The organism is Hydrogenophaga sp. IBVHS1, assembly GCF_002127265.1.
Lineage (GTDB): Bacteria > Pseudomonadota > Gammaproteobacteria > Burkholderiales > Burkholderiaceae_C > Hydrogenophaga.
Genome location: NZ_NFUU01000001.1, coordinates 1670666 through 1689012, shown reverse-complemented (window position 1 = coordinate 1689012; position 18347 = coordinate 1670666). Strand labels below are relative to the sequence as shown.

Genomic DNA, 18347 nt, shown 5'->3' with positions numbered 1-18347 from the left:
CCAGGGGACAGGGACGAGGCAGCAAGTTCCAGGCCCATCGTCTACAGTTCTTAAACTTAACATAATATACATCGTAGAATCTCAAGCCATAACGTCCTCGCATCCATCCGCCACTACCATCGGCACCAACTTCATCAACCTACAAGGCAGCAACATGGCTTCAGCAGCACTTCCAAGAATCGCATTGGTCACTGGCGCAGGCACCGGGATCGGTCGAGCTGTCGCGCTCGGCTTGTTGAAGGACGGATTTCAGGTTGTGCTCACGGGCCGTCGCGCCGAACCTCTGGCTGCGGTGGCGGAAGCCGCAGCAGCGGCAGGACAACATGCGCTGGCCATCCCCGCAGATGTGCGCGACGCCCAAAGCGTGCAGGCGCTTTTTGACAACATCGAGAGGCGCTTCGGCCGACTGGACCTGCTGTTCAACAATGCCGGCGTCAATGCCCCGGCAGTACCCATGGACGAACTTCCGGTGGAGCGCTGGAAAGATGTGATCGACACCAACGTCACTGGCGTATTTCTGTGCGCGCGCGCCGCCTTCGGGCTGATGCGCCGACAGACGCCACAAGGCGGACGCATCATCAACAACGGGTCCATTTCGGCCCACACGCCCCGCCCCTTCAGCAGCCCGTACACCGCGAGCAAGCATGCTGTGCTGGGCCTCACCAAAACCATCGCCCTGGATGGTCGGGACTTCAACATTGTGTGCAGCCAGGTGGATATCGGCAACGCGCTGACCGAGTTGTCCGCGCGCATGACTCAAGGCGTGCGGCAGGCCAACGGCACCATGGCCACCGAGCCGATGATGGATGTCGAGCACGTTGCGCAGGCGGTGCGCTACATGGCCGGGTTGCCGTTGTCGACCAATGTGCTGAACATGACCGTGATGGCCAGTCAGATGCCCTTTGTGGGCAGAGGATAGAAAAAGGGGCCTGAGGCCCCTTTTTCACTCTTCGACGAAGGCTTCTTCGCGCTTCTTCTTGATCGAGGGCAGCAGCACGATGATCAACAGCACCACCGCTGCGGCAAGCAAAGAGGCCGAGATCGGGCGCGTGACGAACACCGACCAGTCGCCACGGGAGATGAGCATGGCGCGACGCAGGTATTCCTCCATCATCGGGCCCAGGATGAGGCCTAGCAGCAGGGGCGCCGGCTCGCAGCCCAGCTTGATGAAGAGGTAGCCGATGAAGCCGAACAGCGCGACCATCCAGATGTCGAAGCTGTTGTTGTTGGTCGAATACACGCCAATGGCGCAGAACAGCACGATGGCCGGGAACAGCCAGCGGTAAGGCACCGTGAGCAGCTTGACCCAGAGGCCAATGAGCGGCAGGTTCAGGATCACCAGCATCAGGTTGCCAATCCACATCGAGGCAATGAGGCCCCAGAACAGCTCCGGATTCGCGGTCATCACCTGCGGGCCGGGCTGGATGTTGTGGATCGTCATGGCACCCACCATCAGCGCCATCACGGCGTTGGGCGGAATGCCCAGGGTGAGCAACGGGATGAACGAGGTTTGCGAGCCGGCGTTGTTGGCCGCCTCGGGGGCAGCCACGCCGCGGATGTTGCCCTGGCCAAACGGCACTTCGCCGGGCTTGAGCTTGGTTTTCTTTTCGATGGTGTAGGCCGCGAACGACGACAGCAATGCGCCGCCGCCGGGCAGGATGCCCAGCACCGAGCCCAGTGCCGTGCCACGCAGCACCGCGGGCGCCATGCGCTTGAAGTCTTCTGCGGTGGGCATCAGACCCTTCACCTTGCCGACGAAAACTTCCCGTTTTTCTTCGTCTTGTGACAGGTTGCTGATGATCTCACCGTAGCCGAAGATGCCCATGGCGATCACCACGAAGCTGATGCCGTCGGTGAGTTCGGGGATGTCGAAGCTGAATCGCGCCACGCCGGAGTTCACGTCGGTACCCACCAGGCCGATGAGCAGGCCGAGCACGATCATGGCGAGCGCCTTGATCAGGGAGCCCGATGCCAGCACCACTGCGCCAATGAGGCCCAGCACCATGAGGGCGAAGTATTCGGCCGGGCCAAAGCTCAGCGCCACCTCGGTCAGCGGAGGCGCAAAGGCGGCCAGCACCAACGTGCCCACGCAACCCGCGAAGAACGAGCCCAGCGCAGCGGCCGACAGGGCAGGCCCCGCCCTGCCCTTGCGCGCCATCTGGTGGCCGTCGATCACGGTCACCACCGAAGAAGATTCACCCGGCAGGTTGACCAGAATGGCGGTGGTGGACCCGCCGTACTGCGCGCCGTAGTAAATGCCGGAAAGCATGATGAGCGCGGCCACGGGCGGAAGCCCGTAGGTGGCTGGCAGCAGCATGGCAATGGTGGCCAGCGGGCCAATGCCGGGCAGCACCCCGATCAGCGTGCCCAGCAGGCAGCCAATGAAGGCGTAGATCAGGTTCTGGAAGGTGAAGGCGACGCCGAAGCCCAGCGCCAGGTGGTCGTAGAGATCCATCATGATGTGTGCTGCCTAGGGAATCAGGATTGAAGGAAGGCAGGCCACACGGGGAACTGCAGGTTGAGCAAATAGACGAAACCGCCATAGCTCCCAACGGCCAGAATCGTCGCGAGAATCACCGACTCCTTGAAGCTGTGCTTGGGGCGGGCCATACCCGCGATGATCACCAGTGCGTAGATCGCAACAATCAGGCCCATGGCCGGCAGGCCCAGGGAGGGCAAGCCCACCAGCAAGGCGCCAAACGCCAGGTTGGCACCCAGGATGTACCCCAGAGGGCGCCAGGCGAAGGCTCCGATCGGGTCACCATCGGGGGCTTTGCTGCGGAACGAAATCACCGTGATCAGCAGGCCCAGTACGGCGAGCAGAATGCCCAGCAACAGCGGGAAGTAGCCCGGCCCCATTCGGGAAGCCGTACCGACCGTAAAACTGGTGGCACCGACGGCAAAAGAGATGCCGACGATGGTGAACATGAGTCCTGAAAAGAAGTCCTTCTGACTGGCGAGCTTCACAGCGTCTCCTCTATTTGTGGGTATCGGGGCGATTTTGATGCGTCGCTTTGGCTGAACCAATGTGGATTACACCTACTCGTGACCCCGAAACGGGCGTTCAGCTCCGATTTGAGCAATGTTTGAATGATTGAAAGGTATTACCAGCGACCACGAGGCTGCTTTGACCGCACGAAGGCGGCGATGATTTCGGCCGCTTCTGCCCGGTTGGCACCCCGGGCGAAGTCGATGGCGGTCAAGCCCTTCTGGTTCTTCAGCAGCGGATCGGCGCCCTCTTCCAGCAGCAGCTTGACCACGCCCGGGTTGCCATAGTGGGCCGCCATCATCAGCGGCGTGCTCCGGTTGGGTGACTCGGCGTCGATGTAGGCATGGTTCTCCAGCAGCAGCCGCACCATGGCCGGGCTTTCCTCCCCCGCGTGGGTGGCGGCGTAATGCAACGGTGTCCAGCCGGTCTTGTTGACCTCGGCCTTTCGATCGATAAGGCGGCGGGCCAAGGCCAGGCGGCCCTTGAGCGCGGCCATCATCAGCGGCGTTTCACCTTTTTCAGAGACAGCGTTCACATCCACTTTGCTTTGCCCGACCAGAAAGTCGGCGACTGCGGGTGCGTCATCGCGCAGCGCCAGATACAGAGGGTGCTCGCCGGCCACATTGCGGGTGTTCAGGTCAAAGCCACGTCGGGCCAGGTTCTGCACGGCGCTGACGTCGTCGCGTTTGATGGCGGCGAAAAAGTCATCGAACGAGCTCGCCAAAACGGGGCCTGTCAAGAAGGCACCCGCCAATACGATACCTTTTAAAACAATGCGTTTTTTCATATATCTAATGTGTAACTTTAGATTTTGTCAGGATTTCATGGGGTAAGCACACGGCTGAAAAGCCGCTCGAAATTGCGGCTTGTGGCGTCTGCCACGGCCTCCACTTCAAGCCCACGGAGCTCGGCGATCTGTCGGGCCACCCAAGGCACCAGGGCGGGAGAATTGGTCTTTCCGCGGTGCGGCACAGGCGCCAGATAAGGGCTGTCGGTTTCAATCAGCATGCGATCCAGCGGCACGAACTGCGCCACTTCGCGCAGGTCCGCCGCGTTCCGGAAGGTCAGGATGCCGGAGAACGAAATGTAGAAGCCGAGGTCCAGCGCCGCGCGCGCCACGGCCAGCGTTTCCGTGAAGCAATGGAACACGCCCCGGGAGGGAGCACCATCTGCGGTGGCTGACGACGCGGAAGAGCCCAGACCCCCCTCTTCCCGCAGGATCGCCAGCGTGTCGTCGGAGGCGCTGCGGGTGTGGATCACCAGGGGCAAGTCGGTCAGGCGACCGGCGCGGATGTGCGTTCTGTAGCGCTCGCGCTGCCAGGCCATGTCGCCCACGCTGCGCTCGCCGAGCCGGTAGTAATCAAGACCGGTTTCGCCAATGCCCACCACCCGGGGTCGCGCTGCCCTCGTCAGCAGGTCGTCCAGCGAAGGTTCCTGAAGGCCTTCGGTGTCTGGGTGCACACCCACCGTGGCCCATAGGTGCGGGTGGTCATGGGCCAGGCGGTAAACGTCCTCGAATTCTTCCAGCGTGGTGCAGATGCACAGGGCGCGCTCGACCTGGGCTTGCGCCATGGCATCGAGGATGACGGGCAACTGCTCTCGCAGCTCAGGAAAGCTCAGATGGCAATGGGAATCGGTGAACATGCGTGACGAATGGGCAGCAAAAAGCCGATGGGACACGCATTGTGCGCCGCATCGGCTTCGCGGAAACCGCCGCCAGGGCGGATCAGAGGGTCTGGGTGGCCTTGTCCGATCCGAGGTTGGACCCCAGGATTTCCTCGATCTTGAGCTTGAGCTGGCGCGACTTCTCGTCGGCCGGGAAACGTATGCCCACGCCCTGGGTGCGCGCGCCCTGCGCCTTGGGCGGAGTGACCCAGGCCACTTTGCCGGCCACCGGGTAGCGCTGCGGGTCGTCCGGCAGGCTCAGCAGCACGTACACGTCATCGCCCAGGCGGTATTCACGCGCCGAGGGAATGAAGATGCCGCCATCGGCAAACAAGGGGATGTAAGCGGCATACAACGCAGCCTTCTCCTTGATGGAGAGCTGGATCACGCTCGGCCGCGCGGCAGCGGCCGATGGAGAGGGGTTGGTGCTCATGCTGGGCAGTTTAGCGGCAATCGTTGCGTGTGAAGAGGCAGAAATGACCGTGTCATGCGCCCAATTGCGGGGTGATTCCGTGACAAATGCGCGCTATGCCGGAACGGGCGCCGCGCGGTAGCTTTCAAACGATTCCTCATTCAGGCCCCAACCTGCCCCGTGCTGGCGAGCACCTGGCGCGTGCGCGCAGCCCAGGCTTCCTGCATCAGGCCGGCGCTGTAGGGATGCTCCACCGACCGTGCGGCCAGCATGAGTTCCCGTGACCACTGCGCCAGCGCGGTCCAGCGCGGCGCAGCCGGCAACTCTTCGTCGGGGAAAAAGCGGGCGGGTGCGCCAGCGGCTTTGGCCATGAGGTCGTGGCAGAGCTTCTGCAGCACGGCGAGTTGTTGCGCTGCAGGCCAGTCGTTCAGCAGCGCCCAATCGCCCCGTGCGAGCGAGCGGGGCAACTGCGCCCACGCGGGGCCCTGCAATCCAGAGGTGGCCCAGGCCAGCGCGTCGCTGGGCCGGCCACCGGCGGCCTGCAGCCACACACGGGCCAGCTCCCTGCTGGCGCCAGCAGCCGATTCCTGAGCCAGCAGCCAGTCGAGCGCCTCGACTTCGCCGGGCCACACCATGGCGTGCGTCTGGCAGCGGCTGCGGATGGTGGGCAGCAGCTGGTGAGCGGCGTCTGTAGCGAGCACGAAGCGCACTTCGCCCACCGGCTCCTCCAGGGTCTTGAGCAAGGTGTTGGCCGATTCCATGTTCATGCGCTCGGCGGGATAGACCAGGATCACCTTGGTGTTGCCGCGCGAACGCGTGAACTGCGTGAACGACACCGCTTCGCGTGCCGCCTCCACACGGATCAGCTTGCTGGGTTTGCGCTTCTTGTCGTCGATTTCCTTCTGCGCCCCCTCGTCCAATGGCCAGCCCAGCTCCAGACTGAGCGTTTCGGGCAAGAGGGCGCAGAGGTCGGCGTGCGTGCGCACGTCGATGGCGTGGCAGCTGCCGCATTCGCCACAGGCGCCATGCGGGCCGGGCCGCTCGCAAAGCCAGGCGCGAGCCAGCGCCAGCGCCAGCTCGTACTGGCCCAGGCCTGAGGGTCCGGCCAGCAGCAAGGCATGGCCTCGCTGGGCCAGCAGATCTTTCAGTTGAGCCTGCAGCCAAGGCGCCATCGGGCTCATGCTCGAACCTCTGCGGTCTTCAGCCAGCCGCGCTGCTCAAAGGCCACGCGCACGGTGTTCCATACGGCGTCTTTTGATTGATCGGAGGGCACGCGCACGAAGCGTGGAGGGTCTTCGGCGAAACGCTGCGCGTAACCTTCGGCCACCCGTTCAAAAAACGCCGTCGGCTGGGCCTCGAACCGATCGGGCACGCGCGCGCCAGCCAGGCGTTGGGCCGCCACTTCAGGCGGCAGATCGAACCACACAGTCAGGTCGGGCTGGCGCAGCATGGCCGTATCCGGGCGCGCCTGCACCCAGCGTTCGAGCTGGCGCAGCACGGCCAGGTCGAAGCCGCGTCCGCCGCCCTGGTAGGCGAAGGTGGCGTCGGTGAAGCGGTCGCACAGCACCACGTCGCCGCGTGCCAGCGCGGGCTCGATGACCTGCTGCAGGTGGTCACGCCGCGCGGCGAACATCAGCAACGCCTCGCACAAGGGGTCCATGGCGTCGTTGAGCACGAGTTCGCGCAGTTTCTCGGCCAGCGGTGTGCCGCCGGGTTCGCGGGTGAGCGTGAGGCGCCGGCCCGCAGCCCGGAAGGCCTCGGCCAGGGCCGCGATGTGGGTGGATTTGCCCGCGCCGTCGATGCCTTCGAAGGTGATGAAGAGTCCGGCGGGATGCATGTGCGAAGGATCGGGGGGAGGTTCAGCGGCGCAGGATGTAGCGCCGAACCGCCGCATTGTGCTCTTCCAGCGTGGCGCTGAACTGGCTGGAACCGTCTCCCCTTGCCACGAAATAAATGGAGTTGGTGCTCAGCGGTTGCACCGCCGCCATGATCGACGCCATGCCGGGCATGGCAATGGGCGTGGGCGGCAGACCAGCCCGCGTGTAGGTGTTGTAGGGCGTGTCCTCGTTGAGGTCGTTGCGCCGCAGGTTGCCGTCGAAAGCTTCACCCAGTCCATAGATGACCGCAGGATCCGTCTGCAGGCGCATGCCGATGCGCAGCCGGTTGGAGAACACACCGCCAATTCGACGCCGGTCGCTCTCCAGGCTGGTTTCTTTCTCGATGATGCTGGCCAGGATCAACGCCTCGTCGGGCGTGCGCAGCGGCGAGGCCGGGTCGCGCTGGGCCCAGGCTTGGGCCACGCGCTCCTCCATGGCTTTGGCCGCCTGACGCAGCACAGTGGAGGCCGGTGCGTGTTTCAGCACGCGGTAGGTGTCAGGAAAAAAACGCCCCTCGGGATGGCGGCCCGGGTAACCGATCAGGGCCATGATGTCGGCCTGGCTGAGACCTTCGATGTCCTGCTTGAGGTCGGTGGCGCTTCGCACGGCCTGTAAGACCTGCCGCACGTTCCAGCCCTCCACCAGCGTGATGCTGCGCAGTGCCTGCTCGCCGCGAACCAGCTTGGAGAGCAAGGTGCGGGGCGTGGTGCCAGGTGCGAACTCGTAGCTGCCGGCTTTCATGTCGCGCGATTCACCCGAGAGCCTGAACCACGCGTACAAGAGTTGAGAGGGGGCGCCGACGCCCGCATCGGCCAGGGTCTGGGCGATGGACTGCGCGGAGGAGCCCGGCGCGATGGTCACGTCCAGCGGCTCCTGGGCGGATGTGCCTGCCGGCAGGCGCAGCGGCTGCTGCAGCCACCACATGCCCACAGCGGCGGCCAGCACGGCCAGAATGAGCGGGTAGAGCACCAGCAGTTTGAGGATGCGCATCACGGGCTTGGTGTCGGCAGGGGCAAGGGTTGGGCGGGCTGCGTGGAAGGCGGCCGGCCATGATAATCGAGCCCCTCGCATCCGCAGGGGCCCACGGCCACCCACTGGCCGGGCCCCGGCCGCCTTTCATCGAGAACCGGCCCTTACCCATGATTCACCCCTCCGAACGCACCCCCCCGCTTCAGGCCGCTGCCCTGAACGGCGTGACGCCCTTGCCGCAGCTGGGCGTGATCCGCGTCGAAGGCGCGGACGCTGCGGCTTTCCTGCATGGGCAGCTCACGCAAGACTTTTCATTGCTCGGGTTGTCCGAGGCGCGCCTGGCGGCGTTCTGCTCTGCCAAGGGCCGCATGCTCGCCAGTTTCGTGGGCTTTAAACGCAGCCCAGAAGACATTCTTCTGATCTGCAACCGAGACCTGCTCGCCCCCACGCTCAAGCGCCTTTCGATGTTCGTGCTGCGGGCCAAGGCCCGGTTGAGCGACGCCAGCGAGAACTTCCGGGTGGTCGGCCTGGTCGGCGGTGCGGTGCCACCCGCGCTGCCCGTCCCGCTCTGGAGCCAGGCGCGCGTTGGAGAGGCCAGCGTAATACGGCTGCCGCTGGCCGATGGCGCGACGCGCGCGCTGTGGGTGGCGCCCGTTGGCGAAGCTCCGCCAGAAGGCCCGGCATTGGCCGAGCCCCTGTGGCAATGGCTCTCGGTGCGCAGCGGCGTGGCCACGCTCAGCCAGCCTGTGGTGGAGGCCTTCGTGCCGCAGATGCTGAACTACGAATCGGTCGGCGGTGTGAACTTCAAGAAGGGTTGTTACCCCGGCCAGGAAGTGGTGGCACGCAGCCAGTTCAGGGGCACGCTGAAACGCCGCGCCTACGTGGTGCATGCCGACGGCGCCATCTCGCCCGGCCAAGACGTGTTCCAGGACAGCGACGTCGAGCAGCCCTGCGGTACGGTGGTGGAGGTCGCTCCGCACCCGGAAGAAGGTTTCGACGCCATCGTTTCCCTGCAGGTCAGCGCGGCGGCGCAGGGCGGGCTGCACGCCGGCAGTGCGAATGGTCCTGCCCTGACCCTGCAGCCTCTGCCCTACCCGTTGCTCGACGACATCTGAACGACCACTGCGCCATGTGCCTGATCGCCTTCGCGCTGAACGCCGACCCGGCGTGCCCGCTGCTGATCGCGGCCAACCGCGACGAGTACCTGGACCGCCCCACGGCGCCGCTGCACCGCTGGTCGCTGGCCGATGGCACCGAGGTGGTGGGTGGGCGGGACCTGCGCGATGGCGGCACCTGGCTGGGCATCAATCCGCAAGGGCGCGTGGCCATGCTGACCAATGTGCGCCAGGCCATGGCCGGACCAGGCTCGCGCAGCCGTGGTGAGCTGGTCACACGCTGGCTGCGGGCGGACACCGATGAAGACCGCTTCGCCGAAAGCATCGATCCCGAGGCATACGGCGGCTTCAACCTGGTGGTGGGCGATTTCCATGCACGCCGCTGGAGCTGGCTGGGCAATCGCCATCCTGATGAACCCCACGAGATGCACCCGCCCGCCCTGCATCGCCAGTCGCTGGGCGCTGGCGTCTACGGCCTGTCCAACGCGAGTCTGGACACGCCGTGGCCCAAAACGCAGCGCCTCAAACACGCGGCGCTCGCCTCGCTGGAACATCTGCGGGAAGACCCTGCCGGGCGCTGGACCGATCCCCTGGCACGGGCGCTGTTCGATGACCAGCCTGCGCCCGATCAGGACATGCCCCGTACAGGTGTGCCGGGCGACGCCGAACGCGCACTCTCCAGCCCCTTTGTGCGCATGCCCGAGCGGGCCTACGGCACACGCAGCAGCCTGCTGGTGAGCGCCCGCCCGGAGGGCAGCGGCTGGCAGGTGGAGCTGATGGAGTGGACGCATGACCACGCATCAAACCGTTCCTCAACGCTGCCGGGGGAGCCCCACCACCGCATGGCGTTGGTCTGGCCTTAGAGCCTGGCCACCATCTCCTGGTGCGGGATTCCCGCCTCTTCAAAGGGCTCCCCGCGGTTCTGGTAACCAAGGCGCTGGTAGAAACCGATGGCACTCTGCTGTGCGTGCAGCATCACCTCGGCATCGCCGCGTGCGCGCGCCGCGTCCATCAATGCAAACAGCACATCGCGGCCGAGGCGGCTGCCGCGCAGCGTGCGGTCCACCGCCATGCGGCCGATCCGGGCCACACCCGTTTCGGTGGGCAGCAGGCGCCCCGTGGCCACCGGGCGGCCCAGGCGGTTGTAGGCGACGGCGTGCACGGCCACCGCGTCGGCCTCGTCCCATTCCAGCTCCTTGGGAATGCGCTGCTCCTGCACAAACACCGCGGTGCGGATGGCGCCCGCGTCGGCGCCGAGTTCACTCCAGGCGCCCACGCGCATGTGGCTCACCGCCTCGCCGGCTTCAAATCCCAGCAGCGTGTCGCGCAGCACCTGGGGCACGGGGCGAGATTTCTGCGTCGCCGGATCGGCGAACACATAAATGATTTCGCCGGTGATGAGGTGTTCCTCGCCCCGAAAGATGGCGCCCTGAAATGTGAGCGATGAATTGCCGACGCGCTGGCAACGCATCGCCACTTCGAGCTGGTCGTCCACACGCGCCGAGGCATGAAACTCAACGGTCGCCTTCACCACATAGAGATCGCCACCGAGGTGTTCCATGCTTTCCTGATACGGCAGGGCCAGCGCGCGCCAGTAGTCGGTGATGGCGGTGTCGAAATACATGAGGTAGTGGGCGTTGAACACAATCTTCTGCATGTCCACCTCGGCCCAGCGCACGCGCAGGCGGTGGAAAAAGCGGAAATCGCTGCGCTTCAGGGTCATTTCAGGTCTCCGGGTTGAAAGCTTTTCGCAGGGCGCGGGCCGCGTCGTTGTGAGCGGTGAGCGCCTGGGGAATGGCGCGGCCGAAGTTGATGAAGCCGTGCACCACGCCAGCATAAATCTCCAGCGCCACGGGCACGCCCGCGTGGCGCAACCGGTCGGCGTACATCACGCCTTCGTCGGTGAGGGGATCGCATTCCGCGAGGCCCAGCCATGCAGGCGCCACGCCATCGAGCTCGCGCGGGTGTCCGGAGGCGTCCACGCCATCCAGCGGTGCGAAGCGCCAGTCGTCGCGATCGGCTTCGGTGCGCAGGTACTGGTTGAAGAAATAGTCGATGTGCGGCTTTTCCAGCAGGAAGCCTTTGGAAAACCTCTTGTGGCTCGCGGTGTCTTGGTGCCCCGCGCAGCCGGGATAAAAAAGCAGCTGAAGCGCCAGTGGCCAGCCCGCGTCGCGAGCGGCAATGGCCGTGACCGCGGCCAGTGTGCCGCCTGCACTGTCGCCACCCACCGCCATACGCTGGGCGTCCAGCCCCAGCGCATCGGCCTGCTCGCGCAACCAGGCGAGCGCGTCCCAGGCATCTTCCACCGCCGTGGGGAACTTCCATTCAGGCGCCAGCCGGTAGTCCACCGAGATCACGGCGCAGTGCGCCAGATGGGCCAGATGGCGACACAGGGGCTCGTGGCTGGCCACGCTGCCCACCGTGAAACCGCCGCCATGAAAGAACAGCAACACCGGCAGCGCCACATCCAGCGACGGAGCAAACAGCCGCGCGGTCAGCTTGAAGTCATCGCGTGCGGGAATGCTCAGCTCCTGCACGCGCGTGAGCTTGTGCAGCGGGATTTCCAGCACGGGAGCACCGGCCAGATAGGAGGCCTTTGCCTGATCGGGCGAGAGTGCATGCAGGGGTGGGTGGCCGGCGCGTTCGATGCGGTTCAGCAGGCCACGCATGGCGGGCGTGAGCAGAGCGCGGGGATCGGAGTGGTGAGACATGGCCAAATTGTCTCTGTCTTTCTTGCGACCGAATATCTCGCCTCATCATTGGCCCCGAAGCAGTCAAACCTTATAGTTATCGTCTATAACCCGAAAGAACTCCGAGACACACCGAATGGCGCAAATCCTTTATGTGACCAACATCCTGATTGACTTCGGGGTGCTCTCCCAACTGCAGGCCGAATGCGAACGCGTAGGCATTCGCAAGGCGCTCATCGTCACCGACGCCGGCGTGAAGGCCGCTGGCCTGCTGGACAAGGCGCTCGCCGCCCTGCCCGGCCAGTCGCCTGCGGTGTTCGACCAGACCCCCTCGAACCCGACCGAGGCCGCCGTGCGCGCCGCCGTCGAGGTCTACCGCAGAGAGGCTTGCGATGGCCTGATTGCCCTGGGTGGCGGCAGCGCCATCGATTGCGCCAAGGGCGTGGCCATCGCCAGCGCCCACGAAGGGCCGCTCAAGACCTACGCCACCATTGAAGGCGGCTCGCCCCGGATCACCGACCGAGTGCCGCCGCTCATTGCGGTACCGACCACGGCCGGCACCGGCAGCGAGGTAGCGCGTGGCGCCATCGTGATCGTGGACGACGGGCGCAAGCTCGGTTTCCACAGCTGGCACCTGGTGCCCCGCACCGCCCTGCTCGACCCCGAGCTCACGCTGGGCCTGCCGCCTTTGCTCACCGCCGCCACCGGCATGGACGCCATCGCCCACTGCATGGAAACTTTCATGGCCCCGGCGTTCAACCCGCCAGCCGATGGGATCGGGCTGGACGGCCTGCAGCGGGGCTGGGCACACATCGAGCGCGCCACGAAAAATGGCCAGGATCGTGAAGCGCGCCTGAACATGATGAGCGCATCGATGCAGGGCGCCATGGCGTTCCAGAAAGGGCTGGGTTGTGTGCATTCGCTGAGCCACAGCCTGGGCGGCGTGAACCCGCGCCTGCACCACGGCACGCTGAATGCGGTGTTCCTGCCGGCGGTGATTCGCTTCAACGCCGAGGCCGAGTCCATGAAGAAGGAAGACCGTCTCCAGCGCATGGCCCATGCGATGGGGTTGCGCAGTGGCAGCGACGTGCCCGAGGCGATCCTCGACATGAACGCGCGCCTGGGCCTGCCCAGTGGACTGGCCGCCATGGGTGTAGGCGAGGAAGTGTTTGATCGCGTGATTGACGGGGCCCTGGCGGACCACTGCCACAAGACCAACCCGCGCCTGGCCAGCGCGCAGGACTACCGGGACATGCTGCAGTCGGCCCGTTGAACGGCTGCTGTTCCTGTCCCGCTGTTCCCCTTTGCACCATGAACATCTTTGATCTGCCTGTAGACGCACAGGTCGGTGCGACCGAGCTGCCCTCGCGGGTGGTCGGTATCGGGGCCTCCGCAGGCGGGCTGGCGGCGTTCGAGGCCTTCTTTCGAAATACGCGGACAGACACCGAGTCGGGCATGGCCTACGTGGTTGTGCAGCACCTGGCGGCAGACCATCCCAGCATGCTGACTGAGCTGATCCAGCGATGCACCAGCCTGCAGGTGTTCGAGATCCAGAATGGCATGGCGGTGCGGCCCGACTGCGTCTACGTGATTCCGCCCAACCGGGAGGTGCTGTACCTGGATGGCAGGCTGATGCTGCATATCCGGACACACCTTCACGGCGACGCCCGGACCGTCGACATCTTCTTCAATTCGCTTGCGCGTCAACTGCGTGATCGCGCGGTGGGCATCGTGCTTTCGGGCAGTGGCTGCGACGGCGGCGTGGGCTTGCAGGCGATCAAGGAAGCGGGCGGACTCACCATGGCCCAGACGCCAGCGACCGCTCAGTTTCCGGGCATGCCGCAAAGTGCCATTGACACCGGCGCGGTCGACATCGAACTTCCGCCCGATCAGATGATGGCGCACATTCTGGCGATGACGCCTCAGGTGCCAGACCGAGGCGGGGTAGCCGAGGCCGTTGCCGGAGTGTGGTCGAAAGAGGACTATGTGCACGTGATGCAGATGCTGCTCTCGCAGACCGGTCACGATTTTTCCCAGTACAAGCTGGGCACCATCCGCAGGCGCATCGAGCGCCGCATGGCGGTGCACGAGATGGATTCGCTCCATGCCTATGCCGCCCACCTGCGCCAGACGCCGGGCGAAGTGAAGAATCTGTACTTCGACCTGCCCATCGGCGTAACGGCTTTCTTTCGCGACCCCGAGGCGTTCCAGGTGCTGGAACGGGATGTCCTGCCACGCCTGCTCGCCGAGAAGGACCCTTCGAGCGTGGTGCGAATCTGGGTAATGGGGTGCTCCACCGGCGAGGAGCCTTACTCCATCGGCATGCTGGTGACAGAGGCCATGGATCAGCTGCAGCAACCTTGCAAGGTTCAGATTTTCGCGACCGATCTGAACGCCCGAGCCATCGCGGTGGCTCGGACGGGCATCTATCCCGCGAGTATTGCCCAGGAAATTTCTCCCCGGCGCCTCTCGCGGTTCTTCACGGCGGAGATGGCTGGAGGGCCCTACCGGGTGCGCAAATGCCTGCGGGACATGATGGTGTTCTCCGAACACGATGTGATCCGAGATCCGCCCTTTTCGCGTCTCGACCTCATCGTCTGCCGAAATCTTTTGATCTATTTCGATGGGGATCTGCAGAAGCGCCTGATCCCACTTTTCCACTACGCGCTCAAGCCCGGCGGCACCTTGTTCCTTGGCACATCTGAAAGCGTGGGTGAAAATGGCGAGCTGTTTTCGGTGCTGGATCGGCGCGCCAAGCTCTTCCGGCGCCGGGAAAACTCGAAATCCACCCGACTCAGTTACACCACCGCTGCCCTGCTCCCCACGACACGGCTCGAGGCCAGGCTGCATCAGCGCGAAGAAAAACGGGACTCACCCATGAAAGTTTCTCTGCGTGAAATTGCCGAACAGGCCTTGCTGCGGATCGCGCCAGCCAGCGCGCTGGTCAATGCCCAAGGCGACATCCGGTACCTCCACGGCCGCACCGGCCATTTCCTCGAGCCAGCGCCTGGTGAGGCCGGTGTCAACAACATACTGAAGATGGCTCGCGAGGGGCTGCGTCCTGCGCTCGAAGCGGCGCTCAGGGCTGCAGTGGCCCACCAGGAGGTTGCATCCGTTCCGCGAGTTCAGGTCCGCACCAATGGCCATTTCTCTCTCGTCAACCTCACGGTCCGACAAGTCTCGGGTCTGGGCACCGACGCAACCGACGACCCACTGTACCTGGTGGTGCTCGAGGAATCGACCAGCGCGCAGCTGAATGAGATGGTTGCAGAGCCGGCGTTGCACAGTGAGCTGGTTGAAGACGCACCCGCATCCTCCGATGAGCTGCAGGAACTTCGGCGTGCCATGCGCGTTCGCGATGAGCACCTGAAATCCATGTCGGAATCGCTCGAACGCTCGACGGAAGAGCTGCGGTCATCCAACGAGGAGATGCAGGTCGTTAACGAGGAGTTGCAGTCCACCAATGAGGAACTTGAGACCTCCAAGGAAGAGCTGCAGGCGGTGAACGAAGAATTGACGACGGTGAACACCGAGCTGCAGATCAAGGTGGCCGATCTCTCCCGCGTGAACAACGACATGAACAACCTGCTGGCGGGCACCGGCATCGGCACCCTGTTTGTGGACCACGACCTGCGCATCCTGCGCTTCACTCCGGCGACCTCGACCATCATCAACCTGATCCCCGGCGATGTGGGTCGACCGATCACCCACATCGCGTCCAACCTGGTGGGTTATCAGAAGCTTGTGGTCGACGTTAAGCGTGTGCTCGACACGCTGGAGAATTTTGAACTCGATGTGCAGACCACGCAGCAGCGCTGGTACACCATGCGCATCCAGCCCTACCGCACGGTCGAGCATGCGATCGAGGGCGCTGTGATTTCCTTCCTCGACATCACCGAAGTGCGGCTGGCGCGGGAAGCCTTGCGCGCGCTGGCGGCACAACGGGGTTCCGAGCCCATTTGAGTCGCACATGACCGACAGGCCCGATCCCAGCCCATCGCCCACGCCCCCTCGCGCGCGGCCTCTGGCGGCTGGGGCGACGGAGCCGCTGCACGACCTGCCGGCCGAGACTCTGCGTGCGCTGGTGAAAGAGCTGCAACTCCACAAGATGGAGCTGGAGATGCAGAACGAAGAGCTGCGCACCACACAGGCGGCGCTGGACGCCACGCGTGAGCACTACTTCAATCTGTACGACATGGCGCCGGTGGCCTACTGCACCGTGAACGCCAAGGGCCTGATCCAGCAGGCGAACCATTTCGCTGCCAGGCTGCTGGGCACGGAGCGCGAGTCACTTGTTGGTGCCCCGCTGGCGCGCTTCATCGCCAGCGAATACCAGGATGAGCTCTACCGGAAGAGCCGATTGAATCTGGGTACGGGTGAGCAAATTTCCAGCGAAATGCGGCTGGTTAGTCGTTCGGGCGATCACATCTGGGTGGAAATGGGCGCTACCGCTGCCCTGGACGAGGGCGGCGAACCGATGTGGCGCATTGTCCTGATCGACATCACCATGCGCCGGCATGCCGCGCAGATGAGAGAGAAGCAGGAGGCTTTCGAGGCGGAGCGCCGCGCCATGTCCCGCTTTCTGTCGGCGGCCAGCCACGACCTTCGCCAACCCACGCACGCCATGGGGTTGCTGATCGACCAGCTGAAACAACTCTCAGGCACGCCGCAGACGCATGTGCTGGTGAGCCGGCTGGATGCCTCTGTGCGCACGCTGGAGCACATGCTCAACGCCCTGCTCGACCTCTCCCGTCTGGACGCCGATTCACTTCAGGTACAACCCACCGCCGTCCCCTTTGCCCGGGTGGTGGAACAGGTGCGTACGCTGTTCCCGGGTGAGGGCATTCGAAGTGGTGTGCGCCTCAAGTTCAGGGCCTCGCCCGCCTGGTTGATGACCGATCCGGCCCTGCTGCAACGCGTGCTTCACAACCTGGTGGGCAACGCTTTGCGCTTCACGCCGCAGGGCACGGTGCTGGTGGCTTGTCGTCCCACCGCCAACGGCACCCATGCCCGCATTGAGGTGCGTGACAACGGTATCGGTATTGCCCCCGAGCACCTGTCACACATCTTTGAAGAGTTCTTCCAGGCCGACAATCCCGAACGCGACCGCAGCAAGGGGTTGGGGTTGGGGCTGAGCATCGCCAGGCGCACGTGTGACCTGTTGGGACATCCGCTCACCGTGCGATCGGCGCCTGGCTGGGGAAGCTGTTTCAGCGTCACCTTGCCGCTGGCGCCACCGCAGCCTGCGCTGGTCGAGGAACCGCCGGTTGCTGCGTGGGACCTTTCGCAGCAAGCTCTTGTGGGGTTGCATGCCCTCATCATCGAAGACGATGCCATGGCGTGTGACGCCCTGTTCGATTTGCTCAAGACCTGGAAGTCGATCCCCCATGCAGCGGAGGGCATCGAGACCGCACGCGCGCTGGTCGCCCAGGGTCTGGTGCCCGACTTCATTGTGAGCGACCACCGTCTGCGCGGGCAGGAAAACGGAATCGACGCTGTGCTCGCGCTGCGCGAGCTCACCGGCCGAAACATCCCTGCCTGCCTGATCACGGGCGATATGGACAAAGCGGTGGCCGAGCGTGCCCGCAGCGTGGGCATGGCACTGCTCTACAAACCCGCCCGCCCTGCCGCCCTGCGCGAGCTGATCCTTTCGATCATTTCGCGCTAAGGCATGCGCGCACCCACGTGCAGTTCGCCGCGCGACTCGGCCAGCTCGACCTGTCTTTGCCGCTCTGCCAGGCGGGCTTTCTCCTTTGGCGTGCGCTGATCGTGGCAGTGGGCACAACTGACACCCAGCACGTAATGCGGCGAGGCCTGGTCTTCAGGTGAAAGTGGCCAGCGGCAGGAGCGGCAAAGCTCATGGGGCCCGGGCACCAGGCCGTGGCCCACGCTCACGCGTTCGTCGAACACAAAGCACTCGCCTTCCCAGGTGCTCTGCGCTGGCGGTACCGACTCCAGGTATTTGAGGATGCCGCCTTCGAGGTGGTAGACCTCGTCGAAGCCGCGCATCTTCATGAGCGCAGTCGACTTTTCGCAACGGATGCCGCCGGTGCAGAACATCGCCACCTTGGGTTTCTTCTCGCCCTGCAAGCTGGGCTGCGCATCCAGCCAGGCGGGCAGCTCGGTGAAGGACTTGATGTTCGGGTTGACCGCGCCGTGAAAGGTGCCGATGGCCACTTCGTAGTCGTTGCGGGTATCGATGAGCAGCACATCGGGGTCGGCCAGCAGCGCGTTCCAGTCTTCCGGCTTTACGTATTGACCCACGGTGCGGTTCGGGTCCAGGCCGGGCACGCGCAGAGTGACGATCTCGCGCTTCTCGCGCACCTTCATGCGGTGAAACGGCGGGTGGTCGCTCCAGGATTCCTTGTGCGGCAGTCGGGCCAGGCGCGGGTCGGTGCGGAGGTACTGCAGCACGGCGCGCACGCCTGCCTCCGGGCCTGCAATGGTGCCGTTGATGCCTTCGGGCGCCAGCAGCAAAGTGCCTTTGACGTGGTTGGCCTCGCAGCAGGCGAGCAAGGGCGCGCGCAGGGCGGCGAAGTCCGGCAGGTCGACGAACTGGTAGAGCGCCGCGGTGAGAAAACGGGGGGTGGCGGAGTCGTTGGACATGGGGAAGGATTATCCCCCCGCCCC

At 64.7% G+C, this 18347-nt stretch carries 17 protein-coding genes; 6 read left to right on the top strand and 11 right to left on the bottom strand.

Annotated elements, in window-relative coordinates; genetic code table 11:
* The first annotated feature begins 154 nt into the window (after window positions 1-154).
* Complete coding sequence (locus CAP37_RS08060; RefSeq protein WP_086123701.1) at window positions 155-919, top strand: SDR family oxidoreductase; 765 nt, start codon at window positions 155-157, stop codon at window positions 917-919.
* Window positions 920-943: 24 nt separating this feature from the next.
* Here the strand turns inward: CAP37_RS08060 and CAP37_RS08055 are convergent, their stop codons facing one another.
* The 8 genes from CAP37_RS08055 to mltG all read right to left on the bottom strand — a co-directional run bounded on the left by CAP37_RS08055 (window position 944) and on the right by mltG (window position 7933).
* Window positions 944-2455, bottom strand: a complete 1512-nt coding sequence (locus CAP37_RS08055) for a tripartite tricarboxylate transporter permease (RefSeq protein WP_086124881.1) — start codon at window positions 2453-2455, stop codon at window positions 944-946.
* Between the two features lie 23 nt (window positions 2456-2478).
* Complete coding sequence (locus CAP37_RS08050) at window positions 2479-2967, bottom strand: tripartite tricarboxylate transporter TctB family protein (RefSeq protein WP_086123700.1); 489 nt, start codon at window positions 2965-2967, stop codon at window positions 2479-2481.
* Between the two features lie 137 nt (window positions 2968-3104).
* Window positions 3105-3776: an ankyrin repeat domain-containing protein gene (locus CAP37_RS08045; protein WP_086123699.1), complete on the bottom strand. Its 672-nt coding sequence runs from the start codon at window positions 3774-3776 to the stop codon at window positions 3105-3107.
* Window positions 3777-3811: 35 nt separating this feature from the next.
* The gene (locus CAP37_RS08040) at window positions 3812-4633 is read right to left on the bottom strand and encodes a TatD family hydrolase (RefSeq protein ID WP_086123698.1); all 822 of its coding nucleotides are present in this window, start codon (window positions 4631-4633) and stop codon (window positions 3812-3814) included.
* 82 nt (window positions 4634-4715) lie between these two features.
* Window positions 4716-5087 carry a PilZ domain-containing protein gene (locus CAP37_RS08035; protein WP_086123697.1) on the bottom strand — a complete coding sequence of 124 codons (372 nt, stop codon included), beginning with the start codon at window positions 5085-5087 and terminating at the stop codon, window positions 4716-4718.
* Between the two features lie 140 nt (window positions 5088-5227).
* Complete coding sequence (locus CAP37_RS08030; RefSeq protein WP_086123696.1) at window positions 5228-6247, bottom strand: DNA polymerase III subunit delta'; 1020 nt, start codon at window positions 6245-6247, stop codon at window positions 5228-5230.
* On the bottom strand, window positions 6244-6903 hold the full coding sequence (tmk, locus tag CAP37_RS08025) for a dTMP kinase (RefSeq protein WP_086123695.1): 660 nt from the start codon (window positions 6901-6903) through the stop codon (window positions 6244-6246). Before tmk ends, CAP37_RS08030 begins: the two co-directional genes overlap by 4 nt.
* Before the next feature lie 22 nt (window positions 6904-6925).
* A complete protein-coding gene (gene mltG / locus CAP37_RS08020) occupies window positions 6926-7933 on the bottom strand; it encodes an endolytic transglycosylase MltG (RefSeq protein ID WP_179190163.1) in 1008 nt (335 codons plus the stop codon).
* Window positions 7934-8082: 149 nt separating this feature from the next.
* Here mltG and CAP37_RS08015 point away from each other — a divergent pair, with 149 nt between their 5' ends.
* The gene (locus CAP37_RS08015) at window positions 8083-9027 is read left to right on the top strand and encodes a folate-binding protein YgfZ (RefSeq protein ID WP_086123694.1); all 945 of its coding nucleotides are present in this window, start codon (window positions 8083-8085) and stop codon (window positions 9025-9027) included.
* A gap of 14 nt (window positions 9028-9041) precedes the next feature.
* On the top strand, window positions 9042-9890 hold the full coding sequence (locus CAP37_RS08010; protein WP_086123693.1) for an NRDE family protein: 849 nt from the start codon (window positions 9042-9044) through the stop codon (window positions 9888-9890).
* Here the strand turns inward: CAP37_RS08010 and CAP37_RS08005 are convergent.
* Window positions 9887-10750 carry a YbgC/FadM family acyl-CoA thioesterase gene (locus CAP37_RS08005; protein ID WP_086123692.1) on the bottom strand — a complete coding sequence of 288 codons (864 nt, stop codon included), beginning with the start codon at window positions 10748-10750 and terminating at the stop codon, window positions 9887-9889. The two genes, CAP37_RS08010 and CAP37_RS08005, sit on opposite strands and share 4 nt — an antisense overlap.
* A 1-nt stretch (window position 10751) precedes the next feature.
* On the bottom strand, window positions 10752-11738 hold the full coding sequence (locus CAP37_RS08000; RefSeq protein WP_086123691.1) for an alpha/beta hydrolase: 987 nt from the start codon (window positions 11736-11738) through the stop codon (window positions 10752-10754).
* 115 nt (window positions 11739-11853) lie between these two features.
* Between CAP37_RS08000 and CAP37_RS07995 the strand changes: the two genes are divergently transcribed.
* The 3 genes from CAP37_RS07995 to CAP37_RS07985 are packed head-to-tail and all read left to right on the top strand — an operon-like array spanning window position 11854 to window position 17385.
* The gene (locus CAP37_RS07995) at window positions 11854-12990 is read left to right on the top strand and encodes an iron-containing alcohol dehydrogenase (RefSeq protein ID WP_086123690.1); all 1137 of its coding nucleotides are present in this window, start codon (window positions 11854-11856) and stop codon (window positions 12988-12990) included.
* A gap of 38 nt (window positions 12991-13028) precedes the next feature.
* Window positions 13029-15680, top strand: a complete 2652-nt coding sequence (locus CAP37_RS07990; protein ID WP_086123689.1) for a CheR family methyltransferase — start codon at window positions 13029-13031, stop codon at window positions 15678-15680.
* 7 nt (window positions 15681-15687) lie between these two features.
* A complete protein-coding gene (locus CAP37_RS07985) occupies window positions 15688-17385 on the top strand; it encodes an ATP-binding protein (RefSeq protein WP_086123688.1) in 1698 nt (565 codons plus the stop codon).
* On the opposite strand, the gene CAP37_RS07980 is transcribed toward CAP37_RS07985, so the two are convergent.
* Window positions 17382-18323 (bottom strand): rhodanese-related sulfurtransferase, encoded by a 942-nt coding sequence (locus tag CAP37_RS07980; RefSeq protein WP_086123687.1) that lies wholly within the window; start codon window positions 18321-18323, stop codon window positions 17382-17384. The two genes, CAP37_RS07985 and CAP37_RS07980, sit on opposite strands and share 4 nt — an antisense overlap.
* Window positions 18324-18347 lie beyond the last annotated feature (24 nt).

Coding starts and splice junctions, on each gene's coding strand:
- CAP37_RS08060 (WP_086123701.1), top strand. CDS start 155: ATGGCTTCAGCAGCACTTCCAAGAATCGCATTGGTCACTGGCGCAGGC.
- CAP37_RS08055 (WP_086124881.1), bottom strand. CDS start 2,455: ATGGATCTCTACGACCACCTGGCGCTGGGCTTCGGCGTCGCCTTCACC.
- CAP37_RS08045 (WP_086123699.1), bottom strand. CDS start 3,776: ATGAAAAAACGCATTGTTTTAAAAGGTATCGTATTGGCGGGTGCCTTC.
- CAP37_RS08040 (WP_086123698.1), bottom strand. CDS start 4,633: ATGTTCACCGATTCCCATTGCCATCTGAGCTTTCCTGAGCTGCGAGAG.
- CAP37_RS08035 (WP_086123697.1), bottom strand. CDS start 5,087: ATGAGCACCAACCCCTCTCCATCGGCCGCTGCCGCGCGGCCGAGCGTG.
- CAP37_RS08030 (WP_086123696.1), bottom strand. CDS start 6,247: ATGAGCCCGATGGCGCCTTGGCTGCAGGCTCAACTGAAAGATCTGCTG.
- tmk (WP_086123695.1), bottom strand. CDS start 6,903: ATGCATCCCGCCGGACTCTTCATCACCTTCGAAGGCATCGACGGCGCG.
- mltG (WP_179190163.1), bottom strand. CDS start 7,933: ATGCGCATCCTCAAACTGCTGGTGCTCTACCCGCTCATTCTGGCCGTG.
- CAP37_RS08015 (WP_086123694.1), top strand. CDS start 8,083: ATGATTCACCCCTCCGAACGCACCCCCCCGCTTCAGGCCGCTGCCCTG.
- CAP37_RS08010 (WP_086123693.1), top strand. CDS start 9,042: ATGTGCCTGATCGCCTTCGCGCTGAACGCCGACCCGGCGTGCCCGCTG.
- CAP37_RS08005 (WP_086123692.1), bottom strand. CDS start 10,750: ATGACCCTGAAGCGCAGCGATTTCCGCTTTTTCCACCGCCTGCGCGTG.
- CAP37_RS08000 (WP_086123691.1), bottom strand. CDS start 11,738: ATGTCTCACCACTCCGATCCCCGCGCTCTGCTCACGCCCGCCATGCGT.
- CAP37_RS07995 (WP_086123690.1), top strand. CDS start 11,854: ATGGCGCAAATCCTTTATGTGACCAACATCCTGATTGACTTCGGGGTG.
- CAP37_RS07990 (WP_086123689.1), top strand. CDS start 13,029: ATGAACATCTTTGATCTGCCTGTAGACGCACAGGTCGGTGCGACCGAG.
- CAP37_RS07985 (WP_086123688.1), top strand. CDS start 15,688: ATGACCGACAGGCCCGATCCCAGCCCATCGCCCACGCCCCCTCGCGCG.
- CAP37_RS07980 (WP_086123687.1), bottom strand. CDS start 18,323: ATGTCCAACGACTCCGCCACCCCCCGTTTTCTCACCGCGGCGCTCTAC.